This window comes from Achromobacter sp. Root565, from assembly GCF_001427425.1.
Taxonomy (GTDB): Bacteria; Pseudomonadota; Gammaproteobacteria; order Burkholderiales; family Burkholderiaceae_B; genus Achromobacter; species Achromobacter spanius_D.
The window spans coordinates 581,696-607,922 of sequence record NZ_LMGO01000005.1 but is presented as its reverse complement, the minus strand read 5'-3'; the positions used below and the strand labels follow the sequence as shown (position 1 = coordinate 607,922).

Here is a 26,227-nt window from a genome sequence, read left to right as displayed (position 1 = left end):
CCGCTGCCGTACAACATTACGGTAAGCCGCCTCAGGCCTTCAAGCCCAAGCGCCGCGCCAGCTTGTGCAGGTTGCTCGGATCCACATCCAGCGCTCGCGCAGCCACCGCCCAATTGCCCTGGTTGGCGTCAAGCGCCCGCCGGATGACCTGACGCTGGCAGGCGTCGACCGCGTCGCGCAGCGACTGCACCGGCACGCTTGCATCGGGGACGTCGGCGGCATCGTCTTCCAGCGACGCCGGCATATCGCCGTCGGACAGGTCCAGCAGCTTGGCGCCCAGCGTGACGATCTCGTTGCGGGTGGCGCCGTGGCTGACCGCCTTGATGGCCGCGCGGCTGAGGACGTGTTCCAGTTCGCGCACGTTGCCCGGCCAGCGATAGCGCCGCATCATTTCCTCGGCCTCGGGTGATAGCCGCAGGCTGCGCAGGCCGAGCCGCGCACGGTTCAGTTCCAGGTAGCGGCCGGCCAGCAGCAGGATGTCGTTGCCGCGGTCGCGCAGGGGCGGGATGGGAATCGGGTAGACCGATAGCCGGTGATAGAGGTCGGCGCGGAAGTCGCCCGCACGCACCAGATCGCGCAGGCTGCGGTTGGTGGCCGCCACGATGCGCACGTCCACCGTGCGCGGGCGGTCGTCGCCCAGCCGCTGGATCTCGCCGTTCTGCAAAGTGCGCAGCAGCTTGGCCTGCACCAGCAGCGGCAGTTCGCCGACTTCGTCCAGGAACAGGGTGCCGCCATTGGCGGCTTCGAAGCGGCCGGGGCGGTCGGCAACGGCGCCGGAGAACGCGCCCTTCGCGTGGCCGAACAACTCGCTTTCAGCCAGCGATTCGGGCAGCGCGGCACAGTTCACGTGCACCAGCGGCCGGTCGCGGCGGCGCGACAACCCGTGCACGCGATGCGCGAACAGCTCCTTGCCCACGCCGGTCTCGCCCAGCAGCAGGATGGGCAGCTCCGAATCGGCCACGACGTCGATCTCGTGCAGCAGCCGGGCGATGGAGTCGCTCTGGCCCAGGATCTCGCTGCTGGCGGGGGCGGCGCTGTCCGCCGGCGCCTGCCCGCGCGCCACACGCAGGGCGCGAATCTCGGCCTCCAGGCGAGTGGTGCGCAGCGCGGCTTCGAGCAGCACGATGTAGTCGCGCAGGTCGGCTTGCGCCTCCATGTCGAACGTGCCGACCTCCAGCGCGTCCAGCGTCAGCACGCCCCAGGTCTTGCCCTCGATGTGCAGGCTGGTGCCCATGCAGTCGTGCACCGGCAGCGGTTCGCCCGCCATGCCATTGATGAGTCCGTCGTAGGGATCGGGCAGGGTGCTGTCGTGATGAAAGCAGGTGACGCCGCGCCGGCCCAGGATGGCCGCCAGCCGCGGGTGCTGCTGCACGGCGAAGCGGCGGCCCAGCGCATCCTGGGTCAGACCGTCTACCGCGATGGGGCGAAGGTGGTCTTCTTCAAGCTGCAAGAGCGCGACAGCGCCGCAGCGGAAATGGGTGCGAAGACTGGAGACCAGGCGCTGAAGACGGATGGCGGGCGGCAGGTCGGCGACCAGGTCCGCAAGCAGGAGATTTTGCATGGGTGAATTCTACCGTTGCAAGGTGAATAGAACCCTCCTGTTAAATGGTGATATTTACCCGTTAAATCGCATGTGGTTGATATATCGCAAGTTTTTCCTGGCACGGTTTTCGCAAGTAGGGAAGCACCGTCATGATCAATGGAGAGACGCGATGAGCATGGTTGAGCAATCCCTGGGCCAGTTGGCCCGCAGCATTCCCGGCGCCACGCAGGTGTTTCACGAGTTCGAACTGGACTTCTGCTGTGGCGGCAAAAAGAGCCTGGCCGAGGCGGCCGCCCAGCGTTCGCTGGACCCCGCCCAGATCGAGGCCCGCCTGGTGGCCCTGGCGCAGAATCCCTCGCAGGAAATTGACTGGGGGCTGGCGTCCCCGGCCGAACTGGTCGAGCACATCCTGGCGCGCTATCACGAGGTGCACCGCCAGCAGTTTCCAGAACTCATCCGCCTGGCGCTGAAGGTCGAACAGGTGCATGCCGACAGCCCGGACTGCCCGACGGGCCTGGCCGACCACCTGCGCACCATGCAGCAGGAACTGGAAAGCCACATGCAGAAAGAAGAACAGGTGCTGTTCCCCATGCTGGCCCGCGGTCACGGCGCCATGGCGACCATGCCGATCATGGTGATGCGCATGGAACACGACGACCACGGCGTCGCGCTCGAACGCCTGATGGCCCTGACCAACAACGTGACGCTGCCGCGCGCCGCCTGCAATACCTGGCGCGCGCTATACCTGGGCATTCGCCAGTTCAAGGAAGACCTGATGGCGCACATCCACCTGGAGAACAACATCCTCTTTGAAAACGCAGGCGCGCGCGCCTCGGCCTGACGGGCACGCGCGGCAAGGAAGGGCGGGGCCTGCCGGCCCCGCGGCATCAGCAGGGAAGAGGTCCGTATGAATATCGACAAATTCAAGCAGCAGCACGTGGATATCCTGGAAGGCATCGCGTCGTTGCGCAAGCTGGCCCTGGCGGGCGTGGCGCGCAACGCCGCCGAGATCGCCCGGGGCATCGTGGCCATGAGCGCCACAATCAAGCTGCATCTGGCGGTCGAAGACCGCGCGCTGTACCCGGCCGTGGCGCGCAGCGCCGACGCCGAACTGGCGCGCAAGGGGCGGGAGTTCCAGGAAGAGATGGACGCTATCGCCGCCGCCTACGAAGGCTTTGCCAAGCGCTGGAACAACGCCCGCAGCCTTGAGCTGGACGAGCGCGGTTTCCGGAACGACGCCAATACCGTGCTGCGCCGCGTCCACGAACGCATGCAGCGCGAAAACCACGATCTTTATCCGCGCATCGAAGCCATGTAGCGCGGGGCGGCCTTAGCGGTCTTCGGGCGCAATGCCCGCAAGCGCGCGCCGCAAGGCCGCATGCGCGTCCCGGTCCACCGGCCGATGCTTGCGTTCGGCGCTGGCGGGATACTTGCCCAGGAAGTTGCCGCCCTTGCGGTCCATGGCCGGGCGCACCGGCCGGGGCGCGAAGCCGCCGCCGCAGTTCGGGCAGACGTTGCCCAGCACGTCTTCCACGCAATCGGCGCAGAAGGTGCACTCAAAGCTGCATATCCGGGCCAGCGGGGACGCCGGCGGCAGGGCGGTGTCGCAGTGTTCGCAGGTGGGGCGCAAGGCAAGCATGGAAGGCTCCAACATCGGGAAGAGACCGGTGCGTCAGCGTACCCGTTTCGCCGCCTGCCGCGCCAGCCCCGAACCGGACACAAAAGGAATGAAAAGCGCCATCTCCGTTGCAGGTAACCGGCGTCCGCCGCCTGTACACTCGGAACACCTTACAGGGCGACAGGGGTACTTGATGGCCGGAAGCAGTTTCTTCGCGTTGTTCGACGATATCGCCACCATCCTGGATGACGTTTCCGTCATGACGAAGGTGGCGGCCAAGAAGACGGCGGGCGTGCTGGGCGACGACCTGGCGCTTAATGCCCAGCAGGTCAGCGGTGTGCCGGTCAACCGCGAGCTTCCCGTGGTCTGGGCAGTGGCCAAGGGCTCCTTCATCAACAAGCTGATCCTGGTGCCCGCTGCGCTGCTCATCAGCGCGTTCGCGCCCTGGGCCATCACGCCGCTCCTGATGCTGGGCGGCGCGTTCCTCTGCTACGAGGGCGTCGAAAAGCTGGCGCACAAGTACCTGTCGCATGGCGAATCCCCCGAAGGCCACCATGCGGCGCGCGCCGAGGCGCTGCAGAACCAGTCGGTCGACATGGTGGCGTTCGAAAAGACCAAGATCAAGGGCGCGGTGCGCACCGACTTCATCCTGTCGGCGGAAATCATCGTCATCAGCCTGGGCGCGGTGGCGGGCGCCGATTTCACGCGGCAGGTCGCGGTGCTTTCCATCATTGCCATCGGAATGACGGTGGGCGTCTACGGCCTGGTTGCCGGCATCGTCAAGCTGGATGATCTGGGTTTGTACCTGAGCCAGAAATCCTCGCGCGCGATGGCCTGGCTGGGTGAGCGCATCGTGGCCGCGGCGCCTTATCTGATGAAGACGTTGTCGGTGGTGGGCACGGCCGCGATGTTCATGGTCGGCGGCGCCATCCTGACCCACGGCATCCCGCCGGTGCATGCGGCCGTCGAACACGCCGCCGCCGCGGTCGGCGGGGGCGGCGTCGTTCACGCGCTGGTGTCCACGCTGCTCAATGCCTTGTTCGGCATCGTCGCCGGCGCGGTGGTGCTGGGCGCAGTGAGCGGCATCAAGCGCCTGTTCAAGAAGGGCTGACGCTCCGCTACTGCTGCGGCGCGGCGCTGGCCGGCGAGCCCATTGCCTGGAACAACGCCGCCGTTTCCGTCATGCGGGCGTTGGCGTATTCCAGTTCGCGCAGGCGCGCTGCCACGTAATGCTGTTCGGATGCGTACTGGGTGTACGGCGCCAGCGCGCCCAGCCGCACGCGGCTGGCCGTGTTCCGGTAGGACTGCTCCGCCGCGCGGCGTGAGCCTTCCGCCGAGGCCAGCGCCTGCCCGCCGGCATCCAGCCGTGACAGCGTGTCGGCCACGTCGCGGAACGCGGTCAGCACGGTCTGCTTGTACTGCAACACGGCGGCCTCGTAACGCTCCTTGGCGGCGCTGCGCTCGGCAAGCAACTGCCCGCCGTGGAAGATCGGCTGCGTCAGCGACGCGCCGATGGCCCAGATGGAGCCGGCGCCCGACAAGGCATCTGCCCACGCAAACCCGCCCTTGCCCATGGAGGCCGTCAGCGACAGGCTCGGAAATAGCTGCGCGGTCGCCAGGCCCACGTCGGCCGCGGCCGCCACCAGCGCCGCCTCGGCAACCTGGACGTCCGGCCGGGAAGCCAGGAGTTCCGACGGCACCACCACCGGCACCGCCTCGGGCACGGCGATCGTGCTGAAGGCCAGATCCGGCGGCGCCTGATCGGGACTGCGGCCCAGCAGCACGGCCAGCGCGTGACGCGTCGCATGCCACCGCGCGCGCAGCCCGGGCAGGGAGGCCTCCAGCGTGGCGGCATCCTGGTCCGCATCCAGCGCGTCGTTCTGCGACGCCGCGCCCAGTTCGTACCGGCGCTGCGTATCGCGCGCGACCTGTCGCAACAGCACCACCTGCTTTTCCGTCAGCGCCACCTGTTCGGCCAGCGAGGCCGAGGTGATCGCACCCGTGACGATGTTGGCTGCCAGCGAACGCCGCGCGGCTTCGAGCTGGTAGGCCTGCTGTTCGACCTGCGCCGCGAGCGACGTGTTGGCAAAGCGCGCCGCGCCGAAGAGGTCCAGGTTGTAGCTGGCCTGCACCTGACCCGTGAAGACATTGAAGAGCGCGGTGGGCTGCGGCAGGTTGGGCATCGTCAGCGCACGGTTGCGCGTGGCGCTGACGCCTGCATCCACCGTGGGCAGCAGCGACGAATTGACCTGTCCGCGCAATTGCTCGCGCGCGCCGGCCAGATTGCGTTCGGCCGCGGCCAGGTCCGGGCTGTTGGCCAGGCCTTCTTCGACCAGCGTATTCAGCGCGTCGGACTGGTAACGCGTCCACCATTGCGGCACCGGGTGCGCGCCGCGCTCGAAGCGCTGCGCCACGCCTTGCGCGGCGGCGCCGGCAGCAGGTGCGGCCTCGACGCCGTACTGCGCGGGTTCGGCCACCGCGGGCGGCCTGCTGTCGGGCGCGAAGGCGCAGGCGCCCAGCGCCAGCACCAGCGCAAGCGCGGCAAATCGCAGGCATGCGGAAGGGATGGGATGTCGCATCGTCAGGCTCCTCGTTCCACCGTGTCGCCCGCGTTGGCGCCGGGCGGCACGCCTTCGGGTTCGTCGCGTTCGTTGTGCTTCACGCGGAACCATGCCGCGTACAGGGCCGGCAGGAAGAACAGCGTCAGCACCGTGGCGCTGGTGATGCCGCCCATCAGGGCCGTCGCCATGGGACCAAAGAAGTTGCTGCGCAACAGCGGAATCAGCGCCAGCACGGCGGCAGCGGCCGTCAGCGTGATCGGCCGGAAACGCCGGACCGTGGCGCCGACGATGGCGTCCACGCGCTTGTGGCCCGCGCTGATGTCCTGTTCGATCTGGTCCACCAGGATGACCGAGTTGCGCATGATGATGCCGAACATCGCGATCACCCCCAGCATCGCGACAAAACCGAAGGGCTTGCCGAACAGCAGCAGGGCGGCGACCACGCCGATCAGCCCCAGGGGCGCGGTCAGCACCACCATCAGCACGCGGGCGAAGCTTTGCAGCTGCACCATCAGCAGCGTCAGCACGGCCACCGCCATCAGCGGCATCTGCGCATTGATGGACGTCTGGCCCTTGGCGCTTTCCTCTACTGGTCCGCCCACTTCGATGCGGAAACCGACCGGCAGCTCGGCGCGCAGCGTGTTCAGCTTCTTGTCGATGGCGCGCGTGACGTCGATGCCTTGCGCGCCGCCAACCACGTCGGCCTGGACGGTGATCGTGGGCTGGCGGTCGCGTTCCCAGATGACGCCGTACTCCAGGTCGTACTTCACCTGGCCGATGCTGCCCAGCGGCACGGGACCGTTCGCCGTCGGCATCGCCAGCGTGGCGAGCCGGGCGGGGTCGACCCGCTCTTCTCGCGGGGCGCGCAGGCTGACGTTGATGAGCTTGTCGCGCTCGCGGTATTGCGTCACGGTGTAGCCCGACAGCGTCATTGCCAGGAAGTCGGAGATGTCGCTGGAGCTGATGCCCAGCTCGCGCGCCTTCTGCTGGTCGACTTCGAAGCGCACGGAGCGCTCTGAAGGCTCGTCCCAGTCGAACTGCACGTTGGCCGAGCGCTTGTCGGCGCGCACTTCGGCTGCCACCTTCTCGGCCACCGCGCGGACGTCCGGGATCTTGTCGCCGCTGACGCGGAATTGCACCTGATAGCCCACCGGCGGTCCGTTCTCCAGCCGCGACAGGCGGCTGCGGATGGCGGGGAAGTCGCTGCGCAGCATCGGCTCCATCCACTGCGCAAGCTTTTCGCGATCTTCCACCGAATGGGTTGTGATCACGAGCTGCGCGAAGTTGGGCGTGGCCAGCTGTTGATCCAGCGGCAGGTAGAAGCGCGGGGCGCCCGTGCCGACGAAGCTGACCGAATGTGCGATCTCGGGCCGGCCCTCGATCGCCTTTTCCAGGCGCTCGACCTGGCGCAGCGTCGCGGCAAAGGATGCGCCTTCCTGCAGGCGCACGTCGACCAGCAGTTCGCTGCGGTCGGAGCTGGGGAAGAACTGCTGCGGCACGAACTTGAAGCCCGCCATGGCCACGGCAAACACCACCACGGTGCCTGCCAGCACCAGGAAGCGCCGGTCCACGCACCACGCCACCCAGCCGCGCAGGCGCCGGTAGAAGCGGGTGTTGTAGATGTCGTGCTCGTGGTCGTGCGGCAGATGCGCCTCGCGCTTGCGCTCGGGCAAGAGGCGATAGCCCAGCAATGGAATCAGCACCACGGCCGCGAACCACGAGGTGATCAGTGCGATGGCGGACACCTGGAAAATGGAGCGCGTGTATTCGCCCGTGCTCGACTTGGCCAGCGCAATGGGCAGAAAGCCCGCCACGGTGACCAGGGTGCCGGTCAGCATCGGAAACGCCGTGCTGGTGTAGGCGAACGCGGCGGCGCGCGTCCGGTTCCAGCCTTGTTCCAGCTTCACCGACATCATCTCGACCGCAATAATGGCGTCGTCCACCAGCAGGCCCAGCGCCAGCACCAGCGTGCCAAGCGACACCTTGTGCAGGCCGATGCCGAACATCTCCATGAACAGCGCCGTGATGGCCAGCACCACGGGGATGGAGATCACCACCACCATCCCGGTGCGCAGGCCCAGGGACACCAGACTGACGGCCAGTACGATCGCCACGGCTTCCGCGACGGAGCGCAGGAAGTCGTCGACCGAATGCGATACGGCCGTGGGCATGCTGGAGACTTCCTTCAGCGTGAGGCCCGCGGGCAGTTGCGCCTGCAATTCCTTGAACTTCGCGTCCAGCGATTTGCCCAGGCGCACCACGTCCTGGTTCGGCTGCATGGTGATGCCGATGCCCAGCACGGTTTCCCCGCTGAACCGCATCTGCTGCGCGGGCGGATCGTCGTAACCGCGATGAATGGTGGCGATGTCGCCCAGCCGGATCGACTTGTCGTTCACGCGGATCAGCGTGTCCGCCAGCGCCCGGTTGTTGGGAAACTGCCCCGAAGGCCGCACGAAGATGCGGTCGTCGGCGGTGGTGAGCGTGCCCGCGCCCTGCACGGCGTTCTGGCTGTTGATCGCCTGCGCGATCTGTTGAGGCGAGACGCCCAGCCGGGTGAGCTGCGTGTTCGTGATCTCGATATAGATGTGTTCGGGCTGGTCCCCGAAGTAATCCACCTTGGCCACGCCTGGCACGCGCAGCAGCACCGTGCGCAGTTTGTCCGCGTAGTCGTGCAGTTGCGCCGGCGAGAAGCCGTCGCCCTGCAGGGTGTAGATGTTGGTGTAGACGTCGCCGAACTCGTCATTGAAGAACGGGCCCTGCACGCCTTGCGGCAGCGTGGCCCGCATGTCGCCCACCTTCTTGCGCACCTGATACCACTGGTCGGCCACCGTATTGGCGGGCGCCGAATCCTTCATCGTGTAGAAGATCAAGGATTCGCCGGGGCGCGAGTAGCTGCGCAGGAAGTCCGTGTTGGCGGTTTCCTGGAGCTTCTTGGCGATGCGGTCGGTGACCTGTTCCTGGACCTGCTGCGCGGTGGCGCCAGGCCACAGGGTCTGGATGACCATGACGCGGAAGGTGAAGGGCGGATCCTCGGACTGCGCCAGCCGCGAATACGACAGCACGCCAAACAGCGTGACGAGCGTGATGATGAAGATCACCAGTGGCTGATGCCGCAACGCCCAGGCCGACAGGTTGAACCTGCCTTCCTCGTGGCGATGGGCGTCTTGACCGGCGTTCTGGCCAGCGACTTTGCCGCCTTCCTCGCCCACTTCCTGACCGGGGGCGCTCATGACGCGAAGTCCTCGGGATGCAGCGGCGGCACCGGGCGCACTTTCTCGCCCGCCGACACCGTGTGCACGCCTTGCCACACCACGCGCTCGCCAGGCTGCAGGCCTTGCGACAGCGTGACGGTGCGCGCGTCGTAGCGCAGCACCTGCACCCGGCGCAGCTCCAGCGTGTCGGCGTCGGGTTTGACGATCCACACCGCCGGCTCTCGGCCTTCATGGAACAGGGCAGTGGCCGGCACGGTAAAGGTGGTCTGCCCGTTGGCCGACCGGTTGTCGAAGCTGATGTTGGCGGTCATGCCCAGCCGGACCTCGGGCGAGGGCGATTCCAGCGTGAGCTTGGCGCGGTAGGTGCGGCTTTGCGGGTCGGCGGCCGGCGCAATCTCGCGCAGCACCGCCGTGAAGGTCTGGCCGGGCAACGGGCCGAGCGTGACGCTGGCGCGCTGGCCGATCGCCAATCCCGCCAGCACGCTTTCAGGTACGTCGCACAGCGCGTCGATGTCGCCCGACCAGGCAAGCTGGTAGACGGGCGTGCCCGCCGCTACGTTCTGGCCGGTGTCGGCCTGTTCGGCCGTGATGACCCCCGCGTGGTCGGCCGTGAGGGTGGTGTAGTTGAGCTGGTCGGCCGCGAGCGCCGACTGCTGCGCGGCCTGGTCCCGCTGCGCAAGCGCGGAGGCATAGGCGTTGCGGGTTTGTTCAAGCTGCGTCGCGGCAATCAGGTTTTCACGTGCCTGGGCGCGGTCGCGCTCCAGTTGCTGGCGGGCGTAGTCAAACTGGTGCTGCGCCGCGGACAGCGCCGCGCGCGCGGCGGCCGCGTTCTTGGCCGCGTCGGCCGGATCCAGCTTGGCGAGGACCTGGCCGGGCGCAACGGTGTCGCCCAGCCGCACTTTGCGCTCGATGATCTTGCCGCCCACGCGGAACGACAGCGGCGTGCTGTAGCGCGCCTGCACCTCGCCGGGCAACGTCCAGGCGGGCAGGGCTTCGTCCGCCTGCGCGGGCATGGCGACCACGGACCGCGGCGCGGCGGGGGGCGCCTCGTCGCGGCCGCAACCGGCCACGGCGGCAGCCAGCGCAAGCACGGCAGACATCGCCATCAGGCGTGTCCGGCGGCGGGGCAGGGAAATGGGAAGAAGCGGCGCTGCATCCGCAGCGGCGTGGCGCGCGGTGGAACGCGCGGCCGGGCCAGGACAATTCACGAAACACCTCGCGGCGCGGAAAAGGGCAGAAAAGGGCGAGTCGAACTCGATACGGACTGGATTCTAATACAGTCATGTATCTGGATTCAATGTTGAATCTGAAACTAGCGCCGATGCTAAACTCCGGCCATGTCAAAAGTCCGCCTAACCCGAGAGCAGAGCCGTGACCAGACGCGTCAGCGCCTGCTCGACGCCGCGCAGTCGATTTTTCTGTCCAAGGGTTTCGTGGCGGCCAGCGTCGAAGACATCGTCGAACAGGCGGGCTACACGCGCGGCGCGTTCTATTCCAATTTCGGCAGCAAGTCCGAACTCTTCCTGCAGTTGCTCAAGCGCGACCATGAAAACGTCATGGCCGACATGCGCGCCATCTTCGAAGCCGGCGAGACCCGGCAGCAGATGGAAGCGCGCGTGCTCGAGTACTACAGCACGCACTATCGCGAGAACGACTGTTTCCTGCTGTGGATGGAAGGCAAGCTGCAGGCCGCGCGCGATCCGGACTTCCGCGTGGGGTTCATCGCCTGTCTGCGCGAGCTGCGCGCCGCCACCACCGAATACATCCGCCAGTTCTCGGCCCACGTCGGCACGCCGTTGCCGCTGCCGGCCGAGCAGCTTGCGCTGGGCCTGCTGGCGCTGTCGGACGGCATGCAGTTCAGCTATGCCTTCGATCCGCAGGCCGTCACGCCCGAGATGACCGAGGCCGTGCTGGCCGGGTTCTTTCGCCGGGTGGTCTTCGGTGACGCCAAGCTGGACTGAGGCCGCGGCGCCGGTCTGAATATTTCCGATTTCTGACTCAGGTGATTGTCAGCTTGGGTGCGCCCGTGATAGTAATACCGGCGGCGCACCGGTCGTGCTGAGGGGGCCAGCGCCACGTTCCGCGACCCTCGGGCGCAAGGAGTGCATCCATGACTTCGGAATCCCGACCCGGCACGACCATCCATCGACCCGTCTTCTTTTCAGCGGCCCTCTTCACTGTGCTGCTCGTCGCCTTCGCCATCATTGCGCCCAAGGCCGCGCAGGACGTCTTCGGCGCGATGCAGGCATGGATCATCAGCAACGCCAGCTGGTTCTACATCCTGGTCGTCGCGATCATCCTGATCTCGGTCGCTTTTCTGGCGATCAGCCGGTACGGCGACATCAAACTGGGCCCGGACCACAGCGAGCCCGATTACCGCAATTTCACCTGGTTCGCGATGCTGTTTTCGGCGGGCATGGGCATCGGGCTGATGTTTTTCGGCGTGGCCGAGCCCGTCATGCACTTCGTGTCGCCGCCCGTGGGCGAGGGCGGCACGGTCGAAGCGGCGCGTGAGTCCATGAAGATCACCTTCTTCCATTGGGGCCTGCACGCATGGGCGATCTACGCGGCGGTGGCGTTGACGCTCGCGTTCTTTAGTTTCCGGCATGGCCTGCCGCTGACCCTGCGGTCCGCGCTGTATCCGCTGATCGGCAACCGTATCCATGGCCCGATCGGCCACGCCGTCGACATCTTCGCCATCATCGGCACCGTGCTGGGCGTGGCCACGTCGCTGGGCCTGGGCGTGGCGCAGATGAACAGCGGCTTGAATCACCTGTTCGGCATTCCCGTCGGCGTCGTGCCGCAGATCATCCTGATCGTCATCACCTGCGGCCTGGCGACCATGTCGGTGGCGAGCGGGCTGGACAAGGGCATCCGCATCCTGTCGGAAGCCAACATGGTGCTGGCCGTGATCCTGCTGCTGTTCGTGCTGATCGCCGGCCCCACGGTGTTCCTGTTTCAGACGTTTGTGCAGAACACCGGCGCTTACCTGTCCGACATCGTCAACAAGACCTTCAACCTGTACGCCTATGAGCCGACCGACTGGCTGGGCGGCTGGACGCTGTTCTATTGGGGCTGGTGGATCGCGTGGTCGCCGTTCGTGGGCCTGTTCATCGCCCGCATCTCACGCGGCCGCACCATCCGCGAATTCGTCTGCGGCGTGCTGCTGGTGCCGGCTGGTTTCACGCTGTTCTGGATGACGGTGTTTGGCGATACGGCCATTTACTACATCCTGGTGGGCGGCGACCAGGGCCTGGCGCAGGCGGTGGACAAGGACAGTTCCCTGGCGCTCTTCGCGTTTCTAGAGTTATTGCCCTGGAGCAGCGTGATATCGGTCTTTGCCATCGCGATGGTGGCGGTGTTCTTCGTCACGTCTGCCGACTCGGGGGCGCTGGTCGTGGACCTGCTGGCCTCGGGCGGCGCGGACCGCACGCCGGTGTGGCAGCGGATATTCTGGTCGCTGTCCATGGGCGCGGTGGCCATTGCGCTGCTGCTGGCCGACGGCCTGACCGCGCTGCAGACGGCCACCATCGCCAGTGCGCTGCCGTTCTCGATCATCCTGTTGCTGTCGCTGTGGGGGCTGTTCAAGGCGCTCAAGCTCGATGCGACCAAGCGCGGCATCCGCTACCAGTCCCTGACGCTCTCGCGGCCGGCGCGCGGCGGCCAGTCCTGGGAACGACGCCTGCGCAACATGGTCATGATGCCGCGCCGCGCCCATGTGCTGCGCTTCATCTCCGATGTGGCGCGGCCGGCCCTGGAAGACGTGGCCGATGAACTGCGCAAGCAGGGCTATGCCGTAGAGGTGCGCGACGATGAAAACGAAGGCGGGGTGATCCTGGAAGTCTCCCACGGCGACCATCTGGACTTTTCCTACGCCGTCCAGCCGCAGGCCTTCGTGCGTCCCAGCCTGACGCCCGACGAGGCGGCCGACGAAGACGAGCGCAAGTATTTCCGTGCCGAAGTCCATCTGCGCGAAGGCGGCCAGGACTACGACATCATGGGCTGGAGCCGCGACGCAGTAATCGGCGACATCCTGGATCAATACGAGCGGCATCGTCATTACCTGCACATGGTGCGCGGGTAAGCCGCCCGCGCTGCCCGCCGGCTCCGTTTTCCCCTTTGGCCACGCGCTTCGCGTGGCTTTTTTTCGCCCATAGGCCGCCGCTATCCCCTTCATTGCTTTCGCTGCTTTGACGAATCATCGCGATTCGTGGATTATCCAAGCAAATTCTTGTTTAAATAAAAAGTGAGCGAAAGATGAAGGCGAAGGCAGGAGCATGGGCGGTTGTCGCTCTGGCAGTGGCGGCGGCGCTGGTCGGCGGGGCGATGTACTGGAAATCCAGTGGGGCGGCGCAAGGCGGCGGGTGGACCATGCCGCCGGCCAAAGTCGCCGTGGCGGCCGCGGTGCAGGCGGATTTCCCGGTTGTACTCGCCGGCATTGGCTCGTTGGAGGCCACGCGCCAGGTGATGGTGCCCGCGGAGGTTGACGGGCGGGTGGCGCAGATCCTCTTCACGCCGGGCGAGTCCGTGAAGGCCGGGCAGTTGCTCGTGCAACTGAACGACGCGCCCGAGCAGGGCGAGCTGGCGCGGCTGCAGGCGCAGGCGCGCAACGCGCGAGCCTTGCTGGACCGCACGCGCCGGCTGGTGCCGCTGCAGGCTGCGACGCGCGAACAACTCGATCAGGCGCAGGCCGATCATGAGCAGGCCGCCGCCGACGTGCGGCGCATCCAGGCGCTGATCGAGCAGAAGCGCATCAAGGCGCCGTTCGACGGGGTGCTGGGCGTGCGCCGCGTGAACCTGGGCCAGTTTGCCCGCGCCGGCGATCCGCTGGTGTCGCTGACGGATGCGTCCTCCATGTTCGCCAATCTCACGCTGCCCGAGCAGGCGCTGGGCGCGCTGCGCGTGGGTCAGCCGGTGGCAGTGACCGTGGACGCCCACGCCGGCCGTGCGTTCCCGGGCAAGGTCACGACCGTGGAGCCGCAGGTCGACCCGGGCACGCGCACGGTTCGCGTGCAGGCGCTGCTGGCCAATCCGGACGGCGCGCTGTCGGCCGGCATGTATGCGCAGGGCAGGATCAGCCTGCCCGATCGTCTAAACGTCATCACCGTGCCGGAGACGGCCGTGAGCTACAGCGCCTATGGCGATTCGGTCTATGTCGTGGCCGCGCCCGATGCCGGCACGGACGGTGCGGCGCCCACCGTCCGGCAAGCCTATGTGAAGACCGGCGAACGCCTGCGGGGCCGCGTGGTGGTGACCGAGGGGATCAAGGCCGGCGACCAGGTCGTCACGTCGGGCCAGTTGCGGCTGCACAACGGGGCTGCCGTCGAGATCCTGCCGGACGACACCGTGGCGCTGACCGCGCCGGGGCAGACCGTGGCGCAAGCCCGATAAGGCACGGAGGCTCCCATGAAGTTCACCGATCTTTTCGTGCGCCGTCCCGTGCTGGCGCTGGTGGTCAGCACGCTCATCCTGCTGCTGGGCATCAAGGCGCTGAGCGGGTTGCCCGTCCGCCAGTATCCGCTGACCGAAAGCACCACCATCACCATCACCACGCAATATCCCGGCGCCTCGCCCGACCTGATGCAGGGCTTCGTGACGCAGCCCATCGCGCAGTCCGTGGCCACGGTCGAAGGCATTGATTACCTGTCGTCCTCGTCCACGCAGGGCCGCAGCGTGATCACCGTGCGGATGAAGCTGAACGCCGATTCCAACAAGGCCATGACCGAGGTGATGGCCAAGGTCAACGAGGTCAAGTACCGCCTGCCGCAGGACGTCTACGATCCGGTCCTGGTCAAGTCCGCGGGCGAGGCCACGGCCGTCGCCTACGTGGGCTTTTCCAGCACGAACCTCTCGTTGGCCGCGCTGACCGACTATCTGTCTCGCGTGGTGCAGCCGCAGCTCTCGTCCATCGACGGCGTGGCCAGCGTCGAGCTGTACGGCGGGCAGAAGCTGGCGATGCGGGTGTGGCTGGACCCCGACCGCATGGCGGCGCGCGGCATTTCCGCCGGCGAGCTGGCCGACGCGCTGCGCCAGAACAATGTGCAGGCGGCGCCCGGCCAGGCCAAGGGCCTGTATGTGGTGTCCAACATTCAGGTCAACACCGACCTCGTCAACGTGGCCGAATTCCGCGACCTGGTCGTCAAGCACGACGGCGGCGCCGTCGTCCGGCTGGGCGACGTGGCCACGGTGGAACTGGGCGCGGCGTCCACGGATTCGAGCGGCCTGATGGACGGCGAACCGGCCGTCTACTTCGGCCTGAACGCCACGCCGGTCGGCAATCCGCTGGTCATCGTGAAACGCCTGAACGAACAGTTGCCCAACATCAAGCAGAACCTGCCGCCCGGCACCAGCGTGCAGGTGCCGTTCGAACTGGCCCGATTCATCAGCGCGTCCATCGACGGCGTGACGCAGACGCTGCTGGAGGCCATCGTCATCGTGGTGGCGGTGATCTTCCTGTGCCTGGGCTCGCTGCGGGCGGTGCTGATTCCGGTGGTCACCATACCGCTGTCCATGCTGGGCGGCGCGGCGATCATGGCCCTGTTCGGCTTCAGTGTGAACCTCCTGACGTTGCTGGCGATGGTGCTGGCCATCGGCCTGGTGGTGGATGACGCCATCGTGGTGGTCGAAAACGTGCACCGCCACATCGAGGAGGGCAAGTCGCCCGTGCGCGCGGCGTTGATCGGCGCGCGCGAGGTCGCGGGGCCGGTGATTGCCATGACCATCACGCTGGCGGCGGTCTACGCGCCGATCGGGCTGATGGGCGGGCTGACCGGCTCGCTCTTCAAGGAGTTCGCGTTCACGTTGGCGGGGGCGGTGGTGGTGTCCGGCGTAATCGCGCTGACGCTGTCGCCGGTAATGAGCTCGTTTCTCTTGAACGGCCGGGTGGCAGACGGGTGGATGGCGCGCAAGGCGGAACACTTCTTTGGCCGGCTGGGCGACGCCTATGGCCGCGTGCTGGACGTGTCGCTGCATCATCGCTGGATCACCGGCGTGCTGGCGGTGGCCGTGCTGGCCAGCCTGCCATTCCTGTACAACGCCGCGCAGCAGGAGCTGGCGCCCGTCGAGGACCAGTCCACGGTGCTGACCGCCATCAAGTCGCCGCAGCAGGCAAACATCGATTACGTGGAAAAGTTCGGCAAGAAGTGGGACGACGTCATGAAGACGCTGCCCGAACAGAAAGGGCGCTGGCTGATCAATGGGTCGGACGGTGTGTCCAACAGCATCGGCGGCGTGGACTTCGTGGACTGGCAGGATCGCACGCGCTCGGCCGACGAGATCCAGGCCGACATGCAGGCCATGGCAAACCGCGTGGAAGGCAGCAACATCTTTGCGTTCCAGTTGCCGTCCTTGCCCGGCTCCACCGGCGGGCTGCCCGTGCAGATGGTGCTGATGAGCGCGTCCGACTATGCCGTGGTCTTCGACGCCATGGAGAGCCTGAAGAAGGCCGCGCGCGAAAGCGGCCTCTTCATGGTGGTCGATAGCGACCTGGACTACAACAATCCGGTTGTGCAACTGAAGGTGGACCGCAGCAAGGCCAATAGCCTGGGCGTCACCATGAAGGCCATCGGCGACACGCTGGCGGTGCTGGTGGGCGAGAACTATGTCAACCGTTTCGGCATGGACGGGCGTTCGTATGACGTCATTCCGCAGAGCCTGCGCGAACAGCGCATCTCGCCGCAGGCGCTGGCGCAGTACCACGTGAAAAGCGCCTCGGGCGCGCAGGTGCCGCTGTCCAACCTGGTGACGGTGTCGATGGGCGTCGAGCCGAACAAGCTCACGCAGTTCAACCAGTTGAACGCCGCCACGTTCCAGGCCATTCCCATGCCGGGCGTCACGATGGGCGATGCGGTGCGGTTCCTGACACGCGAGGCGCAGTCGCTGCCTGCGGGCTTCAGCTACGACTGGCAGTCCGACGCGCGTCAGTTCACGCAGGAAGGCTCGGCGCTGATGATCACCTTCATTTTCGCCATCATCGTCATCTACCTGGTGCTGGCCGCGCAGTACGAAAGCCTGCGCGATCCGTTCATCATCCTGGTGAGCGTGCCCATGTCGATCTGCGGCGCGCTGATTCCGCTGGCGCTGGGCATGGCCACCGTCAACATCTACACGCAGATCGGGCTGGTGACGCTGATCGGGTTGATCAGCAAGCACGGGATCCTGATGGTGGAGTTTGCCAACGAAATGCAGGTCAGCCACGGCCTGGACCGGCGGGCCGCCATGGAGCAGGCCGCGCGCATTCGCCTGCGTCCCATCCTGATGACCACGGCCGCCATGGTCATGGGCCTGATCCCGCTGCTGTTCGCCACCGGCGCCGGCGCGCACAGCCGCTACAGCCTGGGGCTGGTCATCGTGGTGGGCCTGCTGGTGGGCACGCTGTTCACGCTGTTCGTGCTGCCCACCGTCTACACCGTGTTTGCCCGCGATCACCGGGCGGCCAACGACACGCCGCGCGCCCGCGAACTGGCGCAGGCCGACGCCGAGGACGCGCGCGCCGCGGCCTCGCATTGAGGAATCGAACATGAATACGCTACACCCCTCCATCCGGCTGCGCCGCAGCGCCGTCGTGCTGCTGGCGGCCCTGGCCGTGGCCGGTTGCGCAGTGGGGCCGGATTACCAACAGCCGAACCCCGCGCCCGTTGTCTTGGCCAGCCCCGAGCAGACGCTGTTTTCCACCGACCAGGTCCAGCGCGATTGGTGGAAGCAGTTGCAGGACCCGCAGCTCGATCGCCTGATCGGCATGGCGCTCGCCCGCAATTTGGACATTCTCATCGCCCAGGCACGCCTTGCCGAATCGCGCGCGGTGCTGGACGAAAGGGAGCTGGACAAGCTGCCCGCCGTGACGCTGGGCGGCGGTTACGCGCGCAGCCTGTCGCAGGCGAACCCGGGCGCAGCCGGCGAGCGAAATCTGGCCGAAAGCTATCGCGCGGGCTTTGACGCGACCTGGGAGCTGGATCTGTTTGGCCGGCTGCGCCGCGCGGCCGAGGGCGCCGCCGCCCGCAGCGAAGCGCAGGCGGCCGATCTGGCGCAGGCGCGCATCGTGGTGGCGGCCGAGGTGGCGCGCAACTATTTCGAGCTGCGCGGCGCCGAGCAGCGGCTGGCCGTGGCGCGGGCCAACCTCGCCAGCCAAGAGGACAGCCTGCGCGTGACCCAGGCCATGGTGTCGGCCGGCCGCGGCGACGAAGGCGACCTGGCCAGCGCGCGGGCGGAACTGGAGACGGTGCAGGCCAGCATCCCCGTGCAGGAGACTGCGCGCCGGCTGGCGCTGTACAGGATCGCGGTGCTGGCGGCCCTGCGGCCGGTGGAACTGGGCGCGCTGGATGCCGCCACGCCGCTCGCGCCGCTGACGGCGCGGCTGCCCATCGGCGACGTGGGCGCCCTGTTGTCGCGGCGTCCGGACGTGCTGGCCGCCGAACGCAACCTGGCCGCCGCCAATGCCGACGTGGGCGTGGCCACGGCCGAGCTCTATCCGCGCATCGACCTGGGCGGATTCCTGGGATTCGTTGCGCTGCGCGGCGCGGATTTCGGGTCGGCAGCCAGCCGCGGATTCAGCGTGGCGGCCGACGCCGGCTGGCCCGCCTTCCACCTGCCCTCGGCGCTTGCCCGCAAGCGCGGGGCCGAGGCGCGCCTGGAAGGCGAAGCGGCGCGCTACGAACAGGCGGTGCTGCGGGCGGTGCAGGAGGTGGAGGAGGCCCTGGCCGAGTACGGGCAGACGCAGCAGCGCCTGGGCAATCTGGCGCAGGCGGCCGCCCACAGCGGACGGGCCGCGGAACTGGCCCGGTTGCGCTACCGCGAAGGCAGCACCCCGTATTTGACCGTGCTGGACGCGCAGCGTACGCTTTTGCGCGCCCAGGACGCCGTGGCCGTGGCCGAAGCCGAGTCCTACACGCGCCTCATTGCGCTGTACAAGGCGCTGGGGGGCGGCTGGCAGGCCCGGCCCGCCGCTGCGGTGGCGGCGGTTTTCCCCGCGCCGGCTGACCCCGGCGAGCCGTCCATGGCACCATAGGAACCTTCTTGCGGAGCATCGATACCCCTCATGTCTGACAGCCTGTCCCATCCGGCGGCCGCGATGCCGCACCAGCCTGCGGATCGCGTGCTCATGACCCTGAAGACGCGCGGGCCGCAATCCATCGCGGTCATCGCGCGCGCCATGGACGTGACGGCCGAGGCGGTGCGCCAGCAGATGACGCGCCTGCATGCCGACGGGCTGGTCGACTTTGAGAGCCGCAGCGCGGGTCGCGGCCGGCCCACCCAGATCTGGTTCCTGACCGAGGCCGGGCACGGGCGCTTCCCGGACACGCACGCCGAGATGACGGTGCAGATGATCGCCGCGGTGCGCCAGGTGTTCGGCGACGACGGCATCGACAAGCTGGTGCAGGTGCGCGAAGGCGCCATGCTCAATGTCTATCAGCAGGCCATGCAGGACGCGCCAGACTTGAAGGCGCGGCTCGAGCGCCTGGTCGACGTGCGCTGCGCCGAGGGCTACATGGCGGAACTGCGCGAGGACGGTGCGGATTTCATCTTCATCGAGAACCATTGCCCGATCTGTTTCGCGGCCAAGGCCTGTATGGGCTTTTGCCGCAGCGAGCTGGAACTGTTCCGCAAGGTGCTGGGCGCGGGCGTGCAGGTCGACCGCGAAGAACACATCCTGGCCGGCGCGCGGCGCTGCGCGTACCGCGTCAGTGAACGGGTCAGCGAGCGGCCATGACGCTCAAGCAGCTCGAAGCCTTCTACTGGGCCGCCACCTGCGCCAGTTTTGCCGTGGCGGCCGAGCGGCTGCATCTGTCCGTGTCCTCGCTGTCCAAGCGCATCACGGAGCTGGAAGAGGGGCTGGGCCAGCCGCTCTTTGACCGCAGCGGCCACAAGGCCGTGCTGACCGACGCGGGCCAGCGCCTCGTGCCGCAGGCGCGCAGCCTGCTCGCCGCGGCTGACCAGGTCCGCGCTTCCATGACTGAAACGCCCGGCCTGCGCGGCCGCTGCCGCTTCGGCGTGGGCGAGCTGACCGCGCTGACCTGGCTGCCGGGATTGATCCGAGCCGTGCGCGCCGCCTACCCCGAGCTGGTGCTGGAACCGTACGTGGACATCGGCCAGGTGCTGGAGCAGCGTGTCGCGGACGGCGAACTGGACTTCGCGGTGATCGCCGGCCGGTCTTCCCGCGCCGGCATCGCGTCCTCGCCCATCGGCGAGGCGCAATTCGCCTGGGTCGCCGCGCCCTCCGTGCTGCAACCTTCGGAGACCGGCATGACGATGGCGTTGCTGGCCCGGCTGCCGCTCGTGACCCTGCCCGAAGGCGCGGGCACCACGCGCATCATCGACGACTGGCTTGGCGGACGCGAAGCTGCCGGGGAGCGCCTGTGCTGCAACAACTGGGGCGCCATCGTCGGGCTGCTGATCGAGGGCACGGGCGTTGGGCTGCTGCCCAGCCATTGGGCCGAAAAGCTCCAGGCAGAAGGCAGCCTGCGCGTTCTGCACGGCGAGCCCGAACTGGCCGCCTTGCCCTATGCGTTCCAGTACCGGCGCGACGACGCCCGGCCGCTGGTCGCCATGTTGCGCGACACGGTCGCCGCGTCGGCCGATTTCTCGGCCCCTTGCCGTCTGCCCTGAGCCATTCGTCCGCAAGGCGGCCGCCACGGGCGTATAGTGGGCGGCGCGCCATCCGCCGGTCTATACAATCGCCGCGCGCCTGGCGCAGAATCCAACAACAACGTGCGCGCGAGGGGGATGGGCCCGGCGATGCGGCACGACCCGGGGTCTGTTGCTCCCTGCCAGGCGGTGCGACCGCGCACGAGACGACAGATCTTCCGGAATCGACGGAGATCTTTCATGCGTAAACTTTGCCTCGCCATGGCCATGGCGGGAATGCTGGTCACCGGATTGGCGCAAGCCCAGTCCACCCTGCGTATCGGGCTGCAGGACGACCCGGACGTGCTGGACCCGGCGCGCGCCCGCACCTTTGTCGGCCGCATCGTGTTCGCCTCGCTGTGCGACAGGCTGGTCGACATCACCCCCGACCTGAAGATCGTGCCGCAGCTCGCGCAATCCTGGTCCGTCGGCCCGGACAACAAGACGCTGACCTTCAAGCTGCGCACGGATGCCGTGTTCCATGACGGCACCCCCATCAACGCCGCCGCCGTCAAGGCCAACCTCGACCGCGCCCGCACGCTGCCCGACAGCAACCGCAAGAGCGAACTGGCCACCGTTGCCAGCATCGACGCGCCCGACGACCACACCGTGGTGCTGAACCTGTCGGAGCCGGATGCCTCGCTGCTGTCGCAACTGTCCGACCGCGCGGGCATGATGATTTCGCCCGCCAGCTTCGACAAGGATCCTGGCGGCAAGCCGGTGTGCTCGGGCCCGTACCAATTCAAGGAGCGCGTGCAGAACGATCGCATCGTGCTCGAGAAATTCCCCAAGTACTGGGACGCGGCCAACTACCATTTCGACCGCCTCGTCTACACGCCGATTCCGGACAACACCGTGCGCCTGAACAACCTGCGCGCCGGCGACCTGGACATCATCGAACGCGTGGCGCCCAGCGACGCCAAGGCCGTCAAGGACGAGGCCAACCTGCGTCTGGCGCCGGTCACCGGCCTGGGCTTCCAGTCCATTTCTGTGAACCTGGCCAACGGCGCGCGCGCCGACCATCCGCTCGCCAAGGACAAGCGCGTCCGCCAGGCGCTGGATCTGGCCATCGACCGCGACGTCCTGAACCAGGTGATCGGCGAAGGCATGTTCCAGCCCGCCCACCAGCCGTTCCCGCCCGCCAGCTTTGCCTACAACAAGTCCTTCGACCGCCCGGGCCGCGATCCCAAAAAGGCGCAGGCCCTGCTGAAGGAAGCCGGCTACGACCGCGTAAAGGTCGAAATCACCTTCGGCAACAACACCACCATGCAACAGGTCTTCGAACTGGTGCAGGCCATGGGCGCCGAAGCGGGCTTTGACATCTCCCTGCGCCCGGTCGAGTTCGCCTCGCTGCAATCCTCGCTGGCGCGCGGCGACTTCCAGATCGGCCAGAGCGGCTGGTCTGGCCGGGTCGATCCCAGCGGCAACATCCACCAGTACCTGAGCTGCAAGGGCAACCTGAACGACGGCAAATTCTGCGACCCCGCCGTCGACAAACTGCTCAACGACGCCCGCGCCGAGGCCGACACCACCAAGCGCCGCGCCATGTACGACCAAGTGCTCGCCGCGATGCAGGACCAGCGTCCGATCATCTACCTGTTCTACCTGCCGTGGACGTTCGGCGTGCAAAGCAAGGTGGAAGGCTTCGTCCCGTACCCCGACGGCTTGATCCGCCTAAAAGGCGTATCAAAGAAGTAGACCCACCCCCTACCCGCTAGCGCGGGCCCCCTCAAGGGGGCGACACCTGCGGACCGGCGGAGCCGGATCCGCAGTGTCCCGGATGGCGTCACTTGCTGTTGTGAGGCGGTTACCCGTATGCGCAGGTGTCTGACACCCTCTGAGATGCTGTGCAGAGGTGCCGACCGTCTCTCCAGGGTGTCAGACACCGGCCAATAGCAACGCGGTCGGCCAATCCATGGGTGTCAGACACCCGAACCAGTCCTACAAAACACCCGGGTGTCAGACACCCAAATCGGTCTTACCTCCCAACACCAGGACCCACCATGTTTACGACTCGCCCGGAAATCCTCGGCACCTTCGGTGTCGTGACGTCCACCCATTGGCTGGCCAGTTCGGCCGGCATGTCGCTGCTGGAGCGCGGCGGCAATGCGTTCGATGCCTGCGTTGCCTCGGCGTTCGTGCTGCAGGTGGTCGAGCCCCATCTGGTCGGCCCGGCTGGCGAAGTGCCAGCCGTGTTCTATTCGGCCCGCACCGGCAAGGTCGAGGTCCTGTGCGGGCAGGGCACCACGCCCGCCGCCGCCACGCTGGAACGCTACCGCGCCGAAGGCCTGAAGCTCATTCCCGGCAACGGCTTGCTCGCGACCGTGATCCCCGGCGCGTTCGACGCCTGGATGCTGCTGCTGCGCGACCACGGCACGATGCGCGTGCGCGACGTGCTGGAACCCGCTATTTATTACGCGGAGCACGGCCATGCCCTGATGCCCCGCATTTCCAACACCATCGCCGGCCTGAAGGACTTCTTCGAAACGCACTGGCCGACAACCGCCCAGGTCTACGTGCCAGGCGGGCAGGTGCCGCAGGCCCGCAAGCTGTTCCGCAATCCGGCGCTGGCCCGCACCTGGACCCGGGTGCTGCAAGCCGCCGAAGGCGCCGGCGCCGACCGCGAGCGCCAGATCGAGGCCGCGCGCGACGCGTTCTACCGCGGCTTCATCGCCGAAGAGATCGACCGCTTCGCCCGCAACACCGACGTCATGGATGAAAGCGGCACGACCCATCGCGGCGTCATCACGGCTGACGATCTGGCCGGTTGGTCCGCCAGCTACGACGAACCGCTGACCTACGACTATCACGGCTACACCGTCGCCAAGGCCGGCGCCTGGAGCCAGGGCCCGGTCTTCCTGCAGACGCTCGCCATCCTGAAAGACATGGACCTGGCGGGCGTCAGCCCCACCAGCGCCGAGTTCATCCACCGGGTCACCGAGGCCATGAAGCTCGCCTTTGCCGACCGCGAAGCCTATTACGGCGACCCGGCCTTCATCGACGTGCCGCTGGCCCATCTGCTGTCCGACGCGTACAACGCCGAACGCCGCCAACTGATCGGAGAGGGCGCGTCGCACGACCTGCTGCCCGGGCAGGTGCCCGGCTTCGAGGCGCAGGTCGCGCGTGTCATGGACACCCTGGAGCGCCTGTCTCCCGTCACCGCGCCCGGCAGCGCCACGAACGAACCGACGCTTGCCGACATGCGCGCGTCGGCCAAGCGCGGCGACACCACGCACGTGGATGTGATCGACCGCTGGGGCAACATGATCTCGGCCACGCCGTCGGGCGGCTGGTTTCAGTCGTCGCCGGTCATTCCCGAACTGGGTTTCGGCCTGAACACCCGCGCCCAGATGTTCTGGCTGGAAGAAGGCCTGCCCGGCACGCTGGCGCCGGGCAAGCGCCCGCGCACCACGCTGACCCCGTCGCTCGCGCTGCGCGACGGCAAGCCCTACCTGGCCTTCGGCACGCCGGGCGGAGACCAGCAGGAGCAATGGCAGTTGCTGTTCTTCCTGCGTCACGTGCACCACGGCCTGAACCTGCAGGAAGCGATCGACCTGCCCATGTCGCACACCATGCATTTCCCGACGTCCTTCTACCCGCGCGACCGCAAACCGGGCCACCTGGCGCTGGAAACCAGCTTCGGCCCCGAGGTCATCGCGGCGCTGCGCCAGCGCGGTCACCAGATCGAAGAACTGCCCGAATGGTCGGTCGGCCGGCTGACCGCGGCCTCGCGCGATCCGGACGGACTGCTGCACGCGGCGGCCACGCCGCGCCTGATGCAGGCGTACGCCGTCGGCCGTTGAGCGGCCGTCGAACGGACGGCGCACGCTTTCTTACAAAGCGTGCGCCGTGCGGCGTCTTGCAGCGGTTTACCCGCATAGGGTATGTTTGTCGCATGACGCCATCCGAGCAGAGCCCGGCAACAGCGGCTCGACCCCTCACGGGAACAGAACCCTTATTCATCGTCCTCAATAAAGGATCGGGGCGCGGCGACGCGCAGGTCCTGCAGGACACCATCCGGACTATCCTCGACGAGGCCGGGCGGCGCTACGAACTCATGCCCGTCGACGACCCGTCGCGGCTGACGGAAGTGGCCCGCAAGGCCGTCAAGCGCGCCCAGGACGAGCAGGGCGTCGTCATCGCCGCGGGCGGCGACGGCACGCTCAACGCCGTCGCGGGCACGGTGCTGGGGCAAGGCGTGCCTTTCGGCATCCTGCCGCAGGGCACCTTCAACTACTTCGGCCGCACCTACGGCATCTCGCAAGAAACCGACGTGGCGCTGCGCGGTTTCCTGCAAGGCAGCATCCGCCCTGTGCAGGTCGGCTTGCTGAACGGCCGCCTGTTCCTCGTCAACGCCAGCCTCGGCCTGTATCCGCAATTACTCGAAGACCGCGAGGCCTACAAGCAGCGCTACGGGCGCAGGCGCTGGGTCGCGCTGTGGTCGGGCCTGGTCACGCTCTGGCGCCAACCGCGCCAGCTCGGCCTGGAACTCGAATTCGAGGGCAAGTCGCGCAGCCTGCGGTCGCCGACGCTGGTCGTGGGCAACAACAAACTGCAGTTGGAACACATCGGCATCGAGAACGACGAGCTTGACCGCAACCGGCTTATCGCCATGGCGGCGCGGCCCGTGGGCACGCTGGCCCTCTATGGCCTGCTGGTGCGCGGCCTGCTCAGCCGGATGGGCGAAGCCGAGAACGTGATCAGCTTCGCCTTCGACAAGCTCACGGTAGGCGTGCGCGGGCGTCGCCGGGTCAAGGTCGCGATGGACGGCGAAATCTTCTGGATGGACACGCCGCTCGAGTTCAAGGTGGCAAGCGATCGCCTGCCCCTGGTGGTGCCGGCGGACCCCGAGCTCCTGGACCGCTCATGACGCGGATCCTGCATCTGTCGGACACCCATTTCGGCACTGAGCGCAAGGCGGTCGTCGAAGCCGTGCTGGACCTGGCGCGGCAGTTGTCGCCCGATCTGGTGGTGCTCAGCGGCGACATCACCCAGCGCGCACGCCGCAGCCAGTTCGCCGCTGCCCGCCGGTTCATCGAGCGCCTCGCGCTGCCCGTGCTGGCGGTGCCCGGCAATCACGACATTCCGCTGTACAACGTATTCGCACGCGCCCTCAATCCCTACGGCAACTACAAGCGCGCGCTGGGGCCGATCCTCGAACCCGTGTTCGAGAACGACGGCGTGCTTGCCATCGGGGTGAACACCACCCGGCCAAAACGCCATAAGGACGGCGAGATCTCCGACGCACAGATCGCCCGTGTCGGCCAGCGGTTGCGGCAGGCCCGGCCGGGCCAGTTGCGGATCGTCGTCGCGCATCACCCCGTGCGCGCCAAGGTTGAATCGGACCTGTCCAATCTGCTGATCGGCCGCGAGCGTGCGCTTGCGGCCTGGGCGCAGGCGGGCGTCGACCTGGTGCTGGGCGGTCACATACACTTGCCCTACGTGCTGCCGCTGACCGCGCCCACGGGCCCGGCCGGCTGGATCGTCCAGGCGGGAACCACGTGTTCGCACCGCGTGCGGGGCACCGTGCCCAATTCGCTTGGCGTGATCACCCGCTCGCAAGAGGACGGCCAGTCGGTCTGCCACGTCGAGCGGTGGGACTATGCAGCAGGCGCGCACGCATTCGCGCCCGTCGACAAAACCCTGGTTTCGCTGTAACCGTGCGCGGCGGCGC

19 protein-coding genes are annotated in these 26,227 nt (G+C 67.4%); 14 read left to right on the top strand and 5 right to left on the bottom strand.

The window, feature by feature from the left end; all coding sequences use genetic code 11:
• Positions 1 to 31: 31 nt before the first annotated feature.
• Positions 32 to 1,561, bottom strand: coding sequence for a nitric oxide reductase transcriptional regulator NorR (norR, locus tag ASD71_RS19405; RefSeq protein WP_056568353.1), 1,530 nt, complete (start codon positions 1,559 to 1,561; stop codon positions 32 to 34).
• Between the two features lie 151 nt (positions 1,562 to 1,712).
• On the opposite strand from norR, the gene ytfE reads away from it, so the two are divergent.
• Positions 1,713 to 2,384, top strand: coding sequence for an iron-sulfur cluster repair protein YtfE (ytfE, locus tag ASD71_RS19400; protein ID WP_056568352.1), 672 nt, complete (start codon positions 1,713 to 1,715; stop codon positions 2,382 to 2,384).
• A 66-nt stretch (positions 2,385 to 2,450) separates the two neighbouring features.
• Positions 2,451 to 2,861: a hemerythrin domain-containing protein gene (locus ASD71_RS19395; RefSeq protein WP_056568350.1), complete on the top strand. Its 411-nt coding sequence runs from the start codon at positions 2,451 to 2,453 to the stop codon at positions 2,859 to 2,861.
• Positions 2,862 to 2,873: 12 nt separating this feature from the next.
• On the opposite strand, the gene ASD71_RS19390 is transcribed toward ASD71_RS19395, so the two are convergent.
• A complete protein-coding gene (locus ASD71_RS19390) occupies positions 2,874 to 3,182 on the bottom strand; it encodes a DUF1272 domain-containing protein (protein WP_056568347.1) in 309 nt (102 codons plus the stop codon).
• A gap of 172 nt (positions 3,183 to 3,354) precedes the next feature.
• On the opposite strand from ASD71_RS19390, the gene ASD71_RS19385 reads away from it, so the two are divergent.
• Positions 3,355 to 4,272: a DUF808 domain-containing protein gene (locus tag ASD71_RS19385; RefSeq protein WP_056568345.1), complete on the top strand. Its 918-nt coding sequence runs from the start codon at positions 3,355 to 3,357 to the stop codon at positions 4,270 to 4,272.
• A 7-nt stretch (positions 4,273 to 4,279) separates the two neighbouring features.
• On the opposite strand, the gene ASD71_RS19380 is transcribed toward ASD71_RS19385, so the two are convergent.
• The 3 genes from ASD71_RS19380 to ASD71_RS19370 are packed head-to-tail and all read right to left on the bottom strand — an operon-like array spanning position 4,280 to position 10,040.
• Entirely contained in the window at positions 4,280 to 5,740 is a 1,461-nt protein-coding gene (locus ASD71_RS19380; RefSeq protein WP_056568342.1) for an efflux transporter outer membrane subunit, read from the bottom strand.
• A gap of 2 nt (positions 5,741 to 5,742) precedes the next feature.
• The gene (locus ASD71_RS19375) at positions 5,743 to 8,952 is read right to left on the bottom strand and encodes an efflux RND transporter permease subunit (protein ID WP_056568339.1); all 3,210 of its coding nucleotides are present in this window, start codon (positions 8,950 to 8,952) and stop codon (positions 5,743 to 5,745) included.
• Complete coding sequence (locus ASD71_RS19370) at positions 8,949 to 10,040, bottom strand: efflux RND transporter periplasmic adaptor subunit (protein ID WP_056568336.1); 1,092 nt, start codon at positions 10,038 to 10,040, stop codon at positions 8,949 to 8,951. Before ASD71_RS19370 ends, ASD71_RS19375 begins: the two co-directional genes overlap by 4 nt.
• A gap of 231 nt (positions 10,041 to 10,271) precedes the next feature.
• Between ASD71_RS19370 and ASD71_RS19365 the strand changes: the two genes are divergently transcribed.
• The 11 genes from ASD71_RS19365 to ASD71_RS19315 all read left to right on the top strand — a co-directional run bounded on the left by ASD71_RS19365 (position 10,272) and on the right by ASD71_RS19315 (position 26,211).
• Positions 10,272 to 10,895, top strand: a complete 624-nt coding sequence (locus tag ASD71_RS19365) for a TetR/AcrR family transcriptional regulator (protein ID WP_056568333.1) — start codon at positions 10,272 to 10,274, stop codon at positions 10,893 to 10,895.
• Between the two features lie 149 nt (positions 10,896 to 11,044).
• On the top strand, positions 11,045 to 13,018 hold the full coding sequence (locus tag ASD71_RS19360) for a choline BCCT transporter BetT (protein WP_056568330.1): 1,974 nt from the start codon (positions 11,045 to 11,047) through the stop codon (positions 13,016 to 13,018).
• 173 nt (positions 13,019 to 13,191) lie between these two features.
• Positions 13,192 to 14,325 carry an efflux RND transporter periplasmic adaptor subunit gene (locus ASD71_RS19355; RefSeq protein WP_056568327.1) on the top strand — a complete coding sequence of 378 codons (1,134 nt, stop codon included), beginning with the start codon at positions 13,192 to 13,194 and terminating at the stop codon, positions 14,323 to 14,325.
• Positions 14,326 to 14,340: 15 nt separating this feature from the next.
• Entirely contained in the window at positions 14,341 to 17,442 is a 3,102-nt protein-coding gene (locus ASD71_RS19350; protein ID WP_056568325.1) for a MexW/MexI family multidrug efflux RND transporter permease subunit, read from the top strand.
• Between the two features lie 10 nt (positions 17,443 to 17,452).
• On the top strand, positions 17,453 to 18,937 hold the full coding sequence (locus ASD71_RS19345; RefSeq protein ID WP_056568323.1) for an efflux transporter outer membrane subunit: 1,485 nt from the start codon (positions 17,453 to 17,455) through the stop codon (positions 18,935 to 18,937).
• A 30-nt stretch (positions 18,938 to 18,967) separates the two neighbouring features.
• Positions 18,968 to 19,639: a metalloregulator ArsR/SmtB family transcription factor gene (locus ASD71_RS19340; RefSeq protein ID WP_056568321.1), complete on the top strand. Its 672-nt coding sequence runs from the start codon at positions 18,968 to 18,970 to the stop codon at positions 19,637 to 19,639.
• Positions 19,636 to 20,535: a LysR family transcriptional regulator gene (locus ASD71_RS19335; RefSeq protein WP_056568318.1), complete on the top strand. Its 900-nt coding sequence runs from the start codon at positions 19,636 to 19,638 to the stop codon at positions 20,533 to 20,535. The genes ASD71_RS19340 and ASD71_RS19335 overlap by 4 nt, the downstream gene beginning before the upstream one ends.
• A 219-nt stretch (positions 20,536 to 20,754) precedes the next feature.
• Positions 20,755 to 22,251: an ABC transporter substrate-binding protein gene (locus ASD71_RS19330; RefSeq protein WP_056568315.1), complete on the top strand. Its 1,497-nt coding sequence runs from the start codon at positions 20,755 to 20,757 to the stop codon at positions 22,249 to 22,251.
• 305 nt (positions 22,252 to 22,556) lie between these two features.
• Positions 22,557 to 24,356, top strand: a complete 1,800-nt coding sequence (locus ASD71_RS19325) for a gamma-glutamyltransferase family protein (RefSeq protein WP_056568312.1) — start codon at positions 22,557 to 22,559, stop codon at positions 24,354 to 24,356.
• A gap of 92 nt (positions 24,357 to 24,448) precedes the next feature.
• On the top strand, positions 24,449 to 25,423 hold the full coding sequence (locus ASD71_RS19320) for a diacylglycerol kinase family protein (RefSeq protein WP_056568309.1): 975 nt from the start codon (positions 24,449 to 24,451) through the stop codon (positions 25,421 to 25,423).
• Positions 25,420 to 26,211 (top strand): metallophosphoesterase, encoded by a 792-nt coding sequence (locus tag ASD71_RS19315; RefSeq protein ID WP_056568307.1) that lies wholly within the window; start codon positions 25,420 to 25,422, stop codon positions 26,209 to 26,211. The genes ASD71_RS19320 and ASD71_RS19315 overlap by 4 nt, the downstream gene beginning before the upstream one ends.
• The last annotated feature ends 16 nt before the right edge of the window (positions 26,212 to 26,227 follow it).

What these genes read in the sequence shown, in the direction of transcription:
- norR (WP_056568353.1), bottom strand. Translation starts at nt 1,561, where the DNA reads ATGCAAAATCTCCTGCTTGCGGACCTGGTCGCCGACCTGCCGCCCGCC.
- ytfE (WP_056568352.1), top strand. Translation starts at nt 1,713, where the DNA reads ATGAGCATGGTTGAGCAATCCCTGGGCCAGTTGGCCCGCAGCATTCCC.
- ASD71_RS19395 (WP_056568350.1), top strand. Translation starts at nt 2,451, where the DNA reads ATGAATATCGACAAATTCAAGCAGCAGCACGTGGATATCCTGGAAGGC.
- ASD71_RS19390 (WP_056568347.1), bottom strand. Translation starts at nt 3,182, where the DNA reads ATGCTTGCCTTGCGCCCCACCTGCGAACACTGCGACACCGCCCTGCCG.
- ASD71_RS19385 (WP_056568345.1), top strand. Translation starts at nt 3,355, where the DNA reads ATGGCCGGAAGCAGTTTCTTCGCGTTGTTCGACGATATCGCCACCATC.
- ASD71_RS19380 (WP_056568342.1), bottom strand. Translation starts at nt 5,740, where the DNA reads ATGCGACATCCCATCCCTTCCGCATGCCTGCGATTTGCCGCGCTTGCG.
- ASD71_RS19375 (WP_056568339.1), bottom strand. Translation starts at nt 8,952, where the DNA reads ATGAGCGCCCCCGGTCAGGAAGTGGGCGAGGAAGGCGGCAAAGTCGCT.
- ASD71_RS19370 (WP_056568336.1), bottom strand. Translation starts at nt 10,040, where the DNA reads ATGGCGATGTCTGCCGTGCTTGCGCTGGCTGCCGCCGTGGCCGGTTGC.
- ASD71_RS19365 (WP_056568333.1), top strand. Translation starts at nt 10,272, where the DNA reads ATGTCAAAAGTCCGCCTAACCCGAGAGCAGAGCCGTGACCAGACGCGT.
- ASD71_RS19360 (WP_056568330.1), top strand. Translation starts at nt 11,045, where the DNA reads ATGACTTCGGAATCCCGACCCGGCACGACCATCCATCGACCCGTCTTC.
- ASD71_RS19355 (WP_056568327.1), top strand. Translation starts at nt 13,192, where the DNA reads ATGAAGGCGAAGGCAGGAGCATGGGCGGTTGTCGCTCTGGCAGTGGCG.
- ASD71_RS19350 (WP_056568325.1), top strand. Translation starts at nt 14,341, where the DNA reads ATGAAGTTCACCGATCTTTTCGTGCGCCGTCCCGTGCTGGCGCTGGTG.
- ASD71_RS19345 (WP_056568323.1), top strand. Translation starts at nt 17,453, where the DNA reads ATGAATACGCTACACCCCTCCATCCGGCTGCGCCGCAGCGCCGTCGTG.
- ASD71_RS19340 (WP_056568321.1), top strand. Translation starts at nt 18,968, where the DNA reads ATGTCTGACAGCCTGTCCCATCCGGCGGCCGCGATGCCGCACCAGCCT.
- ASD71_RS19335 (WP_056568318.1), top strand. Translation starts at nt 19,636, where the DNA reads ATGACGCTCAAGCAGCTCGAAGCCTTCTACTGGGCCGCCACCTGCGCC.
- ASD71_RS19330 (WP_056568315.1), top strand. Translation starts at nt 20,755, where the DNA reads ATGCGTAAACTTTGCCTCGCCATGGCCATGGCGGGAATGCTGGTCACC.
- ASD71_RS19325 (WP_056568312.1), top strand. Translation starts at nt 22,557, where the DNA reads ATGTTTACGACTCGCCCGGAAATCCTCGGCACCTTCGGTGTCGTGACG.
- ASD71_RS19320 (WP_056568309.1), top strand. Translation starts at nt 24,449, where the DNA reads ATGACGCCATCCGAGCAGAGCCCGGCAACAGCGGCTCGACCCCTCACG.
- ASD71_RS19315 (WP_056568307.1), top strand. Translation starts at nt 25,420, where the DNA reads ATGACGCGGATCCTGCATCTGTCGGACACCCATTTCGGCACTGAGCGC.